Raw genomic sequence first — 12,797 nt, forward strand, 5'->3', positions numbered from 1 at the left:
CACATGAAATCGGCGACCGCATCGCCCATCAGGATACCCCGTCGCGGATTGATGCTCGTGATCTCGTCGCCCTCGGGTGCGGGCAAGTCGACCATCGCGCGCAACCTGCTTGAAGCCGATCCGGAACTGAGCATTTCCGTGAGTGTGACGACGCGCGCGAAGAGACTGAGCGAGATCGAGGGCCGGCACTACCACTTCAAGACGATCCGCGAATTCGAAGCCCTGAGGGCGACGGATTCGCTGCTCGAATGGGCCGAGGTACACGGCAATTTTTACGGCACGCCGCGCGACGCGGTGGAGGCGGCGATGGCCGAAGGGCGTGACATGCTCTTCGACATCGACTGGCAAGGTGCGCAGCAATTGCAGGAAAAGATGGCGGGCGACGTGGTCTCGATCTTCATCCTGCCGCCGTCCATGGCCGAGCTGCAGTCGCGACTGCACCGTCGCGCCGAAGACACCGAGGAGGTGATCGCCACTCGACTCGCCAACTCGCGCGCGGAGATCGAGCATTGGCGGGAATACGACTATATCGTCGTCAACGACGATCTGGACCGCGCCTTCTCCTCGGTCCGTTCTATCATCGAAGCGGAGCGCCTGCGCCGCGACCGTCGCCCCGGTCTGTTCGAATTCGTCAACGGGCTTCTGACGGAAAACCCGTTCTAAGTCCTTCGTGTCGGCTCACAGGCAATTCGCAAGGCGGCAGAATTCTTCGACCGTCAGCGTCTCGGCTCGGCGTTGCGGGTCGATGCCGGCCTTGCCGAGCAGTGCTTCGCCACCGAGCGGCTTGAGGCTCTGGCGCAGCATCTTGCGGCGCTGGCCGAAGGCTGCCTGCGTGACTTTCTCGAGAGAGGATACCACACAGGGAATGGGCGTTTCGATCGGCTCGAGATGCACAACCGTGGACGTGACCTTCGGAGGAGGGGTGAAGGCCTGCGGCGGCACGTCGAAGGCGAGGCGCGCCTTGGTTCTCCAGCCGCAGAGGACGCCAAGGCGGCCATAGTGATCGTCGTCGGCGCCTGCGACGATGCGCAATCCGACTTCCCGCTGGAACATCAGCGTCATCGACTCCCAGAAGGGCGGCCAGCGCTCCGGCAGCAGCCAGTTGACGAGAAGCTGCGTGCCGACATTGTAGGGCAGGTTGGCGATGATACGCACCGGACCCTCGGCAAGGCTCTCGAAATCGACCTTCAGGGCGTCGCCTTCGACGATGTCGAGCCGACCGGGATAGTGGGCGCCGACTTCGGCAAGTGCCGGCAGGCAACGCGAGTCTCGTTCGATTGCCACGACCCTCTTTGCGCCGAGCGCCAGGATGGCGCGCGTCAGCCCGCCGGGGCCCGGCCCCACTTCGATGACGGTGACGTCGTCAAGGGGGCCGGCCGTGCGGGCGATCTTCTGGGTGAGGTTGAGATCGAGCAGGAAGTTCTGCCCAAGCGCCTTCTTTGCATCCAGCCCGTGGCGCTGTATGACGTCGCGAAGCGGCGGCAGACCATCGAGAGCTGCCATCAGCGCTGAGCCTTCCCGGCATTTGCCGAAAGTTCCGCGGCAAGCCGCAAGGCCGCCTGCAAGCTGTCTTCGCGACCCATTCCCTTTCCGGCAATCGCAAAGGCGGTGCCGTGGTCCGGCGATGTTCTGATGAAAGGTAAGCCAAGCGTCACATTGACGCTCTCGTCGAAGCCGAGCGCCTTGGCTGGGATCAGCGCTTGATCGTGATACATGCAGATCGCGACGTCGTAGGTCTCTCTTGCCCGGTCGTGGAACATGGTGTCCGCCGGAAGCGGGCCGACGACGTTCAGACCTTCGCCGCGAAGCCGGTCGACGACCGGGCGGATGACAGCATCGTCCTCGAAACCGAGCGCGCCGCCTTCTCCGGCATGCGGGTTCAGTCCGGCGATCGCCAGGCGCGGCGTCTCCAGCCCGAAGCGGCTCTTGAGATCGGCGGCGGTAATCGTAGAGGTCCGGTAGATCAGATCCGGCGTCAGTGCGGCGGGAACATCCTTGAGCGGGATATGGATCGTCACGGGAACGGCGCGCAGTTTCGGCCCCGCCAGCATCATCACCGGCCGGACGGCGGTTCCGGTCGCCTTCTCCGCCAGATCGGCGAGGTATTCCGTATGGCCGGGGAAGCGGAAGCCCGCCTCGTAGAGCACGGCTTTGGCGATGGGATTTGTCGTCACGGCCGACGCCTCACCGGCAATGACGAGTCGAACGGCTGTATCGATCGCTTCGGTCACGGCAGCGGCATTCTCCGCGCTCGGTTCACCGGCGATAACGGTAGCGCGACATGGGATCGGCAATACCGGCAGGGCATTCGGGAAAACGGCGGCGGAGTTGAGACAATCGGTTTCCTCGATCCGCACGGTGATCCCGAGCGTCTTGGCGCGTGCCGAAAGCACCGGGGGGTCGCCGATGAAGAGGAAAGGCGCAGTTGCCTGCGCCTCCCGCTTTGCCCAAACGGCAAGAGTGATGTCCGGGCCGATACCGGCCGGGTCGCCCATCGTCAGGGCAACCGGCCTGCCGCGCGTGTCGCTCATGTTAGCCCGTATTACTTGTTGACGATCTGCGCCTTGGAGCGCAGTTCCTCGAGATATTTTTCGCTGTTCGGATCTTCGCCGCCGGCCTTCTTCTTGCCGATATCCTCGGCGCGGAAGACGACTTCGGCGGCGGCGTCGTCATTGACCTGGCGCTTCTTGCAGATTGCCAGATATTCGACGCCCTTTTCGGTGACGCGCGTACCTGTCGTCATGCCGTCGCCCGCCTTTTCGACGAGCGGCTTCCAATCTTCCGGCAGCTGCTGGGCAAGCACGCGGCCGAGGCTGCGGATCGATACGTCACGGTAGTTCGCGGCAAACACCTTCGACGTCTCGCAGCCGGGGAACTTCGAGCGCGAGGCATTGGCTTCGGCCTGCCGCTTGGCGGTGATTGCGCCGCGCTTCTTTTCCGGTATGACGAAGATGACCTGCTGCAGGAAGTACTCGGTGGTGACCGGCTTGTCGCCGCCGCCTTCCATCATGCGTTTGACGAGATCGCCACCGGAGAGGCGCGTGGCGCTGCCATAGCGGAAATTGACGACCCGCGGCCAGCTCATCTGGACAGCGATATATTGTTTGAAATGCTCGACACCGACGCCGGATTGGTCGAGAATCTTGCCGAGCTGTTCAGGCGACAGCTTGTTGCCGGCGGCAAATCGCGCATAGGCGGCGTCGACCTCCTGGGTGCTCACCGACTGCTGGACGCGCGCGATCTCGGCGCGCTTCAGCACCTCGTCGATCAGCTGCTTCTTGGCTTCGGCCGCGCCGCCGCCCTGGCGCTGCAGGCGAAGGAACGCCACGCGCTTGGCGATATCACCTGAGGTGATCACCGTATTGTTGACGATTACACTCACTCCGCTCGCAGCCTGAACGGCCGTACCCGAAGCAAAGCTCAGCACCCCGGCGACCGCCAGGGCGGAGAGCGCCTTCACGATCGAGAATTTCCCGCCCATTATCGTTCCCTGCTCATCCCGCGTCGATTGCTCGCAGCCGTTGCCACAGCCTCAACCGTCCGCCTGCCCACTGTCAATTTGTGGGAAATGCATAATACATGCGGCTAAACGATGACAAGAGCGCGTGATCAAACGATCGCGCCGCATTTATGCGGCGCGATCACGGCGCTCGAGATTAGAAGAGGAGCGAGGGACGTCTCAGAAATAGTCCAGCTCTTCGAAGGTGGTCTCGCCCACATTGATGTCGCCGAGCGTGCGGAAACTGATGCGGGCACCGATCGACCAGTCGTTGGCGACCGTGCTGTCCGTATCCCGCTCCGACTTGTAGACGATCGAGAACAGCGTGTCCTGATCGTCATAGGTCAGTCCCAAGCCATGCCGGGTTACGACGCCCTCATTGATGTCGTAAGTCACGCCGCCGAACACCGACCAGTAGTCGTGGAACCGATAGGCGGCAGCCGATTGGATCTCGTCCTGGTCGAAGGCCGAGCCGTAGAGCGGCTGTGCCTCGATCCGCGTATAGGTGAAGGCGGCCTGCCATGTCAGCCCGAGATAGCCGACCGTCGCATCGGCACGCCGCAGGCTGAAGTCCTCTTCGTCCAGACGGCCGGAGAGACTTGCCATCAAACCGGAAGGCGCGTCGACGCCGAACATCGCCACGTAATCGGATCGGTCGCTTTCCAGGCCCGAATCCGCCCCAGCCTTGACGAGATCGTCAGTTGCGAAGGAGTTGAGGCCGCCGAGGTGGAATGATTGCCCGGCAATGGCGCGCAGGCCGTAGCCGTTGTCGAAGCTTCCGGTGTAACGGAAGCCGACATTGGCACGTGTTCCGCCCTCGATCCGGTCGAAACCGGAAAACTTGTCGCGGTCGAAGAGATTGGTGGCGTCGAAGACGAAGCTCTGGGCATCTTCGTTCGGCAGTGCGCCGGCATATTGTTCGTTCGGCCGCGCATAGAGCTGTGCGATCGGCTCCAGCACGTGGCTGCTCGTTTCACCGGCAAAAAGGATCGGATAGCGCGCCTCGAGACCCGCGGTGAGCATGCTCCGCGTCACGGCATCGCTGCTGGTGAAATCGCCGGTGTAGCCGACGGGGTCGTCGACATTGACGCCGATCGCGTCGCCGCGCGCCGCAAGCAATGGCGTCAGCGCCAGACCGCCTGGGGCGATGAAGGTCCGCTTCCATTCGAGTTCGCCGGTCAGGCGATGCGACGTTCCCTCAAGCCCGCGGAAGCGATCCACGCCGAAAACCGTCGTGTCGCGGTCGAGCCGGTTGCGCTTGACGTTCGTGAAGTTGAAGTCGGCATTGAGCTCGCCGCCCAGCACCGGTTCGGGCGCCGTGTAGGAATAGTCGAGGACCTGCGCGATCGGCTGCTGGTTTTCGGCGATGCTGTCCGGATCGGCATCCTGGATGTCGAAATAGAAGGCGCGCAGGTCGAAATAGTTGCGCTTGCCGAGACCGGACAAGTAGGCCTGGTTGACATAGGTCGTGCCATCGAACGACGAAAGGTCGTAGGTCTTGGCGAAGTTGTTGTCCGATTGGACGAGAACGTTCCAGCCGAAGGTCCAGCGCGGATTGATCTCGAATCGGCCCTTGGACGCCACCATGCCGCGTGCGGTCTCCTGCGCATCGACGGTTCCGGGCGTGAACTGGTCCCGGTCCATCTGGCTGATGCCGGCCACGTTCAGCGTATGCATGCCGTTGTGGAACCGCTGGCGGAACTCGCCTTCGAGCAGGAAGCCCTGGCGCGTCAATCCAGTCGCGGTGACGGTTGCGTCCATATAGGGCGAGATCGCCCAATAATAGGGGATGCCGACGCCGGCGCCGAGTTTCTGCGCGTAGCGGAAAGTCGGAAACAGGAAGCCGCTCTTGCGTTTGACGGTGTGGTCGGGAATTTCCATCACCGGTATGTAGGCGATCGGCTTTCCGAAGAGCTCGAAATAGGCGTGTTCAAGGCGAATCGTGCGGGTGCGGCCGTTCTGAATGACACGCTGCGCCTTGATGTGCCACAGCGAGCGGTGCTCCGGTTTGGTCGAGCAGGGCGTACAGGCAGTATAGACGGCCTTGTTGAGGATGAATTCTTCGCCGCCGCGCCGTTCGCCGCTTTCGGCCGCAAGCCGGGTCAGGTCGGTGGTTTCAATCCGCAACGCCGTGACGAAACCATCGCCGAAATCGTCGGTGACGTCCATCTTGTCGGCATAGACGACATTGCCGCCGGGCTCGATCAGCTGCACTTCCCCGGTCGCAAGAATACGGCCGCTTTGCTGATTGTACTCGACCTGGCGGGCCACCATCTTGTAGCCGCCATATTCGATCTGGACGTTGCCGCGCACGATGACGATTTCCGTGTCGCGGTTGTAGACCAGCTCATTGGCGGTCAGCAGGAGCTTCGCGTCGGCCGGGATGTTCGGCTGCAGCTGGTCGATTCGGGTAGATGTGTCCTGCGCCATGGCCGGCGCATGCATTCCGATAGCAAGCGCATGCAGCGCCACGCCTGCGAGGAGGGCGGCGTTGATAAGCTTCATAGGTCCGCGGTTGCCTGCCGCCACTAGCCATCCTCCTGATGCAATAGAATCGTCGAGCCCAGCGCCATCGCTACAACAACTGGCAACCAGGCTGCAACGAACGGAGGCACGATACCGCTGCTCCCGAATGCTTTGACAAGCACGGTGACGACATAAAGCACGAAGCCTGACAGGATTCCACCGAGAATTACGGAGCGCGATTGGTTGAACCGGCTAAACTTTAGAGACACGCAGGCGGCGATCAAAGTCATCGCAACGAGAAGCAGTGGCAGCGACAGGAGCGAGTGTAGCTGGGTCTCCATGGCGTCGGTCGAGAAGCCGAAGGATCGGGCCACTTCGATTTTGTGCGGCAGGTCGAAAAACTGAATGGAATCAGCCTTTGCCAAGCGTTCCTGGACGAAATCGGCTTTCAGATTGGTACGAAGACGTACCGTTTCCAGACGTCGGGGCAGCCGTCCGTTGCCGCTTTCGGTGACCCCGTTAAGGAGCCAGTAACCATCTTCAAGTTTCGCCGACTTGGCATCCTGACGCAGGATGATGGTCCCCTGTGGATCAAAGTGGAAGACGGTGACGTTGATGAGCTCCGTGCCGCCGTTCTGGACGGACCGGGCGCCGATGATCGTGTCGGTGCCGTCATAGATCTGTCGAAGCCACGGAATCGAATTGGATTGCGCCGAGCGGGAGGAACCCCATTCCGCCTCCAGCGCTTCCGCCCGTTTCGTTCCCCAGGCGGCAAGCGGGTTGAGGGCTGCGACGGCGAGAACGCCGAAGAGGAACGCACCCAGCACGAAGGGTCTCAGGAACTGCCAGACGGAAATGCCGGCGGCCCGCGTGACGACCAGCTCGTAGCGGCGGTTGAGCGAGATCAGTGCAGCCATGGCGGAAAACAGGGCCACGAAGGGTACCGTCTGCTGCAGGATGGTCGGGATGCGGAACGTCGTCATCAACAGGGCGCCGCTGACCGTGTAGTGCGGCAGGGCCGACATGCGGCTGGAGAGCTCGCTGAAATCGATGATGAAGATCAGCGCGAAGATGCCGACTAGGAACCAGAACGTGGTGACGATGTAACGCTTGAAGAAATAGAGTCCGAGGGTGTTGAGGATCATGACGCCTGTTCCCCGTCGGCGCCAGCCGGCCGCACGAGCCGAAGCCGCAGCATGAGATCGGTGAATTTTTCCTTCCACGTCATCGGTATGTCGAGGCGGCGGTTGCTGCCGAGCTGGCGAATCGCCAGGGCGCCGGTCACCAGCGGCACCAGATACATGAGCGGTATGAACCAGATCGAATCTTCGGCGCTGTTGCCGGCGTAGAACGTCATCCAGCGGATGACGAGGGCCGCGCCCACGGCACTGATCGTCGGATGAACGCGCGCCTCCCGGTGCGAGCGGGCATCGCTGCTGACGACGAGGGCGATCAAACCGAAGAGGAGCGGATAGGTCCACTCGGTGAGGCGCCGGTGCAGTTCCGCCGTAAAGGTCAGCGGCGAGCGCTTGTAGGAAGGATCTTCCGGATCGGGATCGATGAGATAGAAGAGGTCGCGATCCTTGGCCCGAATGGTGGCTTCGCCCGCCGCCCTGGTCATGTCGGTAAGATCGAAGGCGTAGGAATCGAACTTGATGACCGAGACGCCGCCGTCCGGCAGTTTGCGATGGACTTCGCCGTCCTTCATCACCAGCGCCGAACGCTCCTCGTCGACCGCGCCCTCGCGGGCATAGTAGACGAGCTCGAAGTTCGGATTGCGCGAATCGGCGACGAAGATGCCGTGCAGGACGCCGCCGCTGCGCCGCGCCGCGACCTGCACGTAAAGTCCGTCGGTGATCTTCCGGAAGGCGTTTTCCTGCACCACTGAGGAAAGCAGGTCGGCATGGGCCGTAGCAATCATCTTGCGCACCGCAACGCGCGAATAGGGCTCGACGAAATTGTCGATGACGAAGGAAAGGACGCTGAGCCCCACGGCAAAATAGATCACCGGCCGGATGACCGACATGCGTGAGCTGCCGGCGGCGTTGAGCACCGTCAGCTCCGAATCGGTGTTCATCACGCTCAGCGTCTGAGTGACGCCGATCAAAAGCGCGAAGGGCAGGATGATCGGAACGACCGAAGGCAGGATCAAGGTCGCGAGCTTGAGGAAGGCGAAGATCGACTGGCCGCTGTCCGTGACCAGGTTGACGTTGCTCAGCGCCTGCGTGGTCCAGACGATGCCGAGCAGCGGCAGGAGCGTTGCCAGGAACATGATCGTGGCGCGCCGGAAGATGTAGCGTTCGATCAGCTTCATACCCGTTTCCGACCCAAATCCTGCTCTTCATTCGAGCCGTTCATGCGCTTACGAGCCTCGTATTCGCGTTCCGGCCGAACCGGTTTCCCGTCTCCTTCGTCGAAACCCAGAGTCTCGAACAACAGGGATAATATAAGGCGAAGAACTGCGGTTAACCGCATGTAAACATGTGCGGGCATCTTGCCAAGCGCTTCAAAAGCGAGAAGGGTGCGCGCCACGGTTTTGAACATGGTCGACGTCGCGAATGTCCGCCACTGTAGCCGTCCGGTAACAGCCGGACGGAAGCCCACCAGAAATGCCGGAGTCCCCTGTATGCCGATGAAGTTCGAGTTCACGTTCAGCAAATCCCACCGCCCGGCCGGGGGCTCCGCAGTCCTCCTCCAGGTCGCCGGCGCGAAGGAACCGGCAGGTGCCGCTGTCGTGGATCCCGAGGGAGTGCTGCCGAAGGCGGCGAAGATCGGCAAGTTCACCGGCAAGGCGCTCTCCACGCTCGACGTCGTCGCCCCGCACGGCTCGCCGGCGGATCGGATCATTCTGCTCGGCCTTGGAGATGCGGCAGCGCTCACGAGCCACGACTGGCTGAAAGCCGGCGGTGCCGCGGCCGCGAAGCTGCGCAACGCCGAGAAGGCCACCATCTTCATCGATGCGCCGGATGCCGAGGTAACCGGCAAGGCGGCGGCCGACTTCGCCCTCGGCATGGAAATGAACGCCTATGCCTTCGACAGCTACAAGACACGCAAGTCCGACGACGACTCGAAGTCTGCTCAGAAAGTGGTGAAGGTCACCATCGTCACCGGTATGGTCATCGCCGCGAAGAAGGCATTCGCCACCGCCCAGGCGGTCGGCGAGGGCGTTTTCCTGGCGCGCGACCTCGTCAACGAGCCCGCCAATGTGCTCGGCCCCGTGGAGTTCGCGGCGCGTGCGAAGGAACTTGAGAGGCTCGGCATCGAGGTCGAGATCCTGACCGAGCGGGAAATGAAGAAGCTCGGAATGGGCGCGCTCCTCGGCGTCGCGCAAGGATCGTCCCGCCCGCCGCGGCTGGTCGTGATGCAGTGGAAGGGCGGCAAGGCAAAGGACAAGCCGATTGCCTTCATCGGCAAGGGCGTCGTGTTCGACACGGGCGGCATCTCGATCAAGCCCGCCTCCGGCATGGAGGAGATGAAGGGAGATATGGGCGGTGCCGCCGCCGTGACCGGTCTCATGCATGTGCTGGCGGCCCGCAAGGCGAGCGTCAATGCCGTCGGCATCATCGGGCTCGTGGAGAACATGCCGGACGGCAGTGCGCAGCGCCCTGGCGATATCGTCACGTCCATGTCCGGCCAGACGATAGAGGTGATCAACACCGATGCCGAAGGCAGGCTCGTCCTCTGCGACGCGCTCTGGTATTGCAACGATCGCTTCAAGCCGAAGGCGATGATCGACCTCGCCACGCTGACCGGCGCGATCATGGTGGCGCTCAGCAATCATTATGCCGGGCTGTTCTCGAACGATGATCGCCTCGCCGAACAGCTGCTGAAGGCCGGCACGACGACGCGGGAGCGCCTGTGGCGGATGCCGCTCGGCAAGGAATACGACAAGATGATCGACAGCAAATTTGCAGACATGAAAAATACCGGCGGCCGCCACGGCGGTTCGGTGACGGCGGCGCAGTTCCTGAAGCGGTTCGTCAAGGATACGCCCTGGGCGCATCTCGACATCGCCGGCACCGCGATGGGTTCGCCGACCGATGAGATCAACCAGTCCTGGGGTTCCGGCTTCGGCGTGCGTCTCCTCGACGAACTGGTCCGGGCAAACTACGAATCCTGATTGCCTACTGCATGTATCCTTAAATCGCCGATTTAAGGATAAAGACATGCAGCAATCCAAAGTGCTACAGCGTCCTTTGCGCGTCTGATAAGACGCGCGGCGCTGTAGTGGGCTGCGGGAATGACCGAAATCCTTTTCTACCACCTGACCGAATCGAAACTCGAGGACGCCCTGCCGCCGCTCCTGGACAGAAGCCTCGAGCGCGGCTGGCGGGTGGCCGTGCAAACGGTCGATGCGGAGAGGCGCGACGCGCTCGACACGCATCTCTGGGTCTACCGCGACGACAGCTTTCTGCCGCACGGCACGGATGCGGGTGAGTTTGCCGCCGAGCAACCGATTCTGATCGTCGCCGACAGTGGCAACCGGAATAGCGCGACCGTGCGCTTCCTCGTCGACGGCGCCGAGCCGCCGCCGCTTTCCGAATACGAGCGCGTCGTCTTCATGTTCGACGGGTACGACCAGGGGCAACTCGAGGCGGCGCGCGGCCAATGGAAGCGGCTGAAGGGCGAGGGGCATAACCTCACCTATTGGCAGCAAAACCGCGACGGAAGGTGGGAGAAGAAGGCCGAATCACAGCAGGGATGATCGCCCGTGCCCCTCATCCGGCCTGCCGGCCTCCTTCTCCCCGCAGCCGGGGCGAAGGAGACTCGCGGCCCCTCTAAGTCCCCTCTCCCCGCGTGCGGGGAGAGGGTTAGGGTGAGGGGCAAATCTGCAAACAGCGGCGAGAGGCAAACGATACCTCGCCGGCACTTCATCTCAGTCGTGGAATGCTTCCACGAATTTTCGTCGGCCGAGCATGAAGGCGTCGGCGACGTGCCGGAGCGGCGACAGGTCGACGTCCGACCGGCCCTCCTTGATGATCTCGGCGAAACGGCGATAGAGCATCGGATATTCCTGCTCCGGCTCGTCGTGGACGATCTTGCCGTCGATGGCGAGCTTGGCACCGCCTTCGGAAAGAACCATCTCGCCGGCTTCGGTCTCGGCAATGATGTCCCAGCTCTGCTTGCCCGTCTGGCGCCAGTCGAATTCGGCCGAAACGTCGAGCTTTTGGGCATCGCTGAAGGCGATCGAGGCGGCGATCGGTGCGTCGCGGTTCTCGGGGAATTCAAGCGTCGCCGAGGCTATGAAGATCGGCCGCGGCAGGATGTGGGTGATGATTGACAGGGCATTGATGCCCGGATCGAACACGCCGAGCCCGCCGGCTGCCCAGATCCATTCCTGGTTCGGATGCCAGTGGCGGACATCCTCCTTCCAGATGATCCTGACGGTGCGGATCGTCGTCGACGCCAGAAAGGCCTTGGCGGCTTCGACCGCCGGTGCATAGCGCGAATGCCAGCTGGCGAAGAGCGAACGGCCCTTGGCCGCCGCCAGCGCCTCAAGGTCCGCGACCTCGCTCAAGGTCGCGCCCGGCGGTTTCTCGAGGAAGACGTGCTTGCCGGCCTCGAGGGCAGTGCGGGCCGCTTCGTAGCGGTATTGCGGCGGCATGCAGAGCGACACCGCGTCGATCGCCGGTACCGCCTCGAGCATCGCCTCGATCGACTTGAAATTGTCGATGCCGTCGACCGTTCCATGGCGGCTCGCTGCCGCGATCAGTTGATAGTCGGCATCCTTGGCAAGCGCCGGCAGATGCTGATCGCGCACGATCTTGCCGACGCCGACAATGGCAATTCGAATGGGGGACATGGGTGCTTCGCTCTTAATTAGTATGACTTATTGCCGCCTCTTGTAGCAGATTGAGGGCGGCGGGCAAGCGGGGTTCGGTCTTGAAACAAGCTGGCACCTCGGGGCACAAGATGCAAACAAATCTGTTATGCCTCGGATGACGATGGTCTTGCGCCCTCATCATTCGGAGCACAGTCGAGGATTTGCCATGCCGAACATCCGCCATGCGACGCGCGCCGAGCTTGACACAATCATCGACTGGGCGGCGAGGGAGGGCTGGAATCCCGGCCTGGAGGACGGCAACGCCTTCTGGGCGGCCGATCCGGAGGGCTATTGGGTCGCAACGGAAGAGGAAGCCCTGGCGGCTGGCCTATCGCTGGTGCGCTACGGCAGCCAGTATGCCTTTCTTGGCCTTTACATCGCCGATCCGGTGTTTCGGGGCAGGGGCATCGGCTTCGCCCTCTGGGATCGGGCGATTGCCAGCAGCGAAGGCCGCGTCATCGGCCTTGACGGGGTGGTGGCGCAGCAGGGCAACTATCGAAAATCGGGCTTCGCCTGGGCGCATGCGAACGTCCGCTATGGCGGTTCCGTCGATGTCACCGAGCCTCCGGGCACCCATCTTGTCGACGCGGCCCCGGTGCATGTTGCCGCTCTCATTGACTATGACCGCCGCTTCAATCCGGCCCGACGCGACGCCTTTCTCTACGAATGGACGAAACAGTTGCCGACCCGTCGGAGCGTGCTTCTCCTGCGCGACGGCACCATCGTCGGATACGGGACGATCCGCGCCTGCCGCGAAGGGTTGAAGATCGGCCCGCTCTTTGCCGACAACGAGACCGGCGCCGACCTCGTGTTCCGCAAGCTGGCTGCGGGAGCAAAGGGGCAGCGGATCTTCCTCGACATTCCCGAGCCGAACGCCTCGGCGAGGGCACTTTGCGAGCGCTACAACATGAAGCCGGTTTTCGAGACCGCGCGCATGTATCGTGGACCGGCGCCGGACCTGCCGCTTCCACGGATTTACGGGATTACGACCTTCGAACTCGGCTGAGC

Annotated in this window: 12 protein-coding genes; 4 read left to right on the forward strand and 8 right to left on the reverse strand. The window is 62.6% G+C overall.

Annotated elements, in window-relative coordinates; all coding sequences use genetic code 11:
• Positions 1–3: 3 nt before the first annotated feature.
• On the forward strand, positions 4–663 hold the full coding sequence (gene gmk / locus NXT3_RS06040; RefSeq protein ID WP_037379753.1) for a guanylate kinase: 660 nt from the start codon (positions 4–6) through the stop codon (positions 661–663).
• A gap of 15 nt (positions 664–678) precedes the next feature.
• Here gmk and rsmA read toward each other — a convergent pair whose 3' ends face one another.
• The 7 genes from rsmA to NXT3_RS06075 form a co-directional block, all read right to left on the reverse strand.
• A complete protein-coding gene (rsmA, locus tag NXT3_RS06045; protein ID WP_097526507.1) occupies positions 679–1,503 on the reverse strand; it encodes a 16S rRNA (adenine(1518)-N(6)/adenine(1519)-N(6))-dimethyltransferase RsmA in 825 nt (274 codons plus the stop codon).
• Positions 1,503–2,531, reverse strand: a complete 1,029-nt coding sequence (pdxA, locus tag NXT3_RS06050; protein ID WP_104838961.1) for a 4-hydroxythreonine-4-phosphate dehydrogenase PdxA — start codon at positions 2,529–2,531, stop codon at positions 1,503–1,505. Before pdxA ends, rsmA begins: the two co-directional genes overlap by 1 nt.
• 11 nt (positions 2,532–2,542) lie before the next feature.
• Positions 2,543–3,481 (reverse strand): SurA N-terminal domain-containing protein, encoded by a 939-nt coding sequence (locus tag NXT3_RS06055; protein ID WP_037413859.1) that lies wholly within the window; start codon positions 3,479–3,481, stop codon positions 2,543–2,545.
• A 198-nt stretch (positions 3,482–3,679) separates the two neighbouring features.
• Positions 3,680–6,028 (reverse strand): LPS-assembly protein LptD, encoded by a 2,349-nt coding sequence (locus NXT3_RS06060; protein ID WP_097526505.1) that lies wholly within the window; start codon positions 6,026–6,028, stop codon positions 3,680–3,682.
• On the reverse strand, positions 6,028–7,110 hold the full coding sequence (lptG, locus tag NXT3_RS06065; RefSeq protein ID WP_104838962.1) for an LPS export ABC transporter permease LptG: 1,083 nt from the start codon (positions 7,108–7,110) through the stop codon (positions 6,028–6,030). The genes NXT3_RS06060 and lptG overlap by 1 nt, the downstream gene beginning before the upstream one ends.
• On the reverse strand, positions 7,107–8,279 hold the full coding sequence (lptF, locus tag NXT3_RS06070; RefSeq protein WP_097526503.1) for an LPS export ABC transporter permease LptF: 1,173 nt from the start codon (positions 8,277–8,279) through the stop codon (positions 7,107–7,109). The genes lptG and lptF overlap by 4 nt, the downstream gene beginning before the upstream one ends.
• A complete protein-coding gene (locus NXT3_RS06075; protein ID WP_158665318.1) occupies positions 8,276–8,614 on the reverse strand; it encodes a hypothetical protein in 339 nt (112 codons plus the stop codon). Before NXT3_RS06075 ends, lptF begins: the two co-directional genes overlap by 4 nt.
• Here NXT3_RS06075 and NXT3_RS06080 point away from each other — a divergent pair.
• Complete coding sequence (locus NXT3_RS06080; RefSeq protein WP_097539392.1) at positions 8,592–10,085, forward strand: leucyl aminopeptidase; 1,494 nt, start codon at positions 8,592–8,594, stop codon at positions 10,083–10,085. The genes NXT3_RS06075 and NXT3_RS06080 overlap by 23 nt on opposite strands.
• Positions 10,086–10,205: 120 nt before the next feature.
• Positions 10,206–10,670, forward strand: coding sequence for a DNA polymerase III subunit chi (locus NXT3_RS06085; protein WP_097539393.1), 465 nt, complete (start codon positions 10,206–10,208; stop codon positions 10,668–10,670).
• 171 nt (positions 10,671–10,841) lie between these two features.
• Here the strand turns inward: NXT3_RS06085 and NXT3_RS06090 are convergent, their stop codons facing one another.
• Positions 10,842–11,768, reverse strand: a complete 927-nt coding sequence (locus NXT3_RS06090) for a Gfo/Idh/MocA family protein (protein WP_097539394.1) — start codon at positions 11,766–11,768, stop codon at positions 10,842–10,844.
• Between the two features lie 187 nt (positions 11,769–11,955).
• Between NXT3_RS06090 and NXT3_RS06095 the strand changes: the two genes are divergently transcribed.
• The gene (locus NXT3_RS06095) at positions 11,956–12,795 is read left to right on the forward strand and encodes a GNAT family N-acetyltransferase (protein WP_104838963.1); all 840 of its coding nucleotides are present in this window, start codon (positions 11,956–11,958) and stop codon (positions 12,793–12,795) included.
• The last annotated feature ends 2 nt before the right edge of the window (positions 12,796–12,797 follow it).

Source organism: Sinorhizobium fredii (genome assembly GCF_002944405.1).
Lineage (GTDB): Bacteria > Pseudomonadota > Alphaproteobacteria > Rhizobiales > Rhizobiaceae > Sinorhizobium > Sinorhizobium fredii_C.

What these genes read in the sequence shown, in the direction of transcription:
- gmk (WP_037379753.1), top strand. Translation starts at nt 4, where the DNA reads ATGAAATCGGCGACCGCATCGCCCATCAGGATACCCCGTCGCGGATTG.
- rsmA (WP_097526507.1), bottom strand. Translation starts at nt 1,503, where the DNA reads ATGGCAGCTCTCGATGGTCTGCCGCCGCTTCGCGACGTCATACAGCGC.
- pdxA (WP_104838961.1), bottom strand. Translation starts at nt 2,531, where the DNA reads ATGAGCGACACGCGCGGCAGGCCGGTTGCCCTGACGATGGGCGACCCG.
- NXT3_RS06055 (WP_037413859.1), bottom strand. Translation starts at nt 3,481, where the DNA reads ATGGGCGGGAAATTCTCGATCGTGAAGGCGCTCTCCGCCCTGGCGGTC.
- lptG (WP_104838962.1), bottom strand. Translation starts at nt 7,110, where the DNA reads ATGATCCTCAACACCCTCGGACTCTATTTCTTCAAGCGTTACATCGTC.
- lptF (WP_097526503.1), bottom strand. Translation starts at nt 8,279, where the DNA reads ATGAAGCTGATCGAACGCTACATCTTCCGGCGCGCCACGATCATGTTC.
- NXT3_RS06080 (WP_097539392.1), top strand. Translation starts at nt 8,592, where the DNA reads ATGCCGATGAAGTTCGAGTTCACGTTCAGCAAATCCCACCGCCCGGCC.
- NXT3_RS06085 (WP_097539393.1), top strand. Translation starts at nt 10,206, where the DNA reads ATGACCGAAATCCTTTTCTACCACCTGACCGAATCGAAACTCGAGGAC.
- NXT3_RS06090 (WP_097539394.1), bottom strand. Translation starts at nt 11,768, where the DNA reads ATGTCCCCCATTCGAATTGCCATTGTCGGCGTCGGCAAGATCGTGCGC.
- NXT3_RS06095 (WP_104838963.1), top strand. Translation starts at nt 11,956, where the DNA reads ATGCCGAACATCCGCCATGCGACGCGCGCCGAGCTTGACACAATCATC.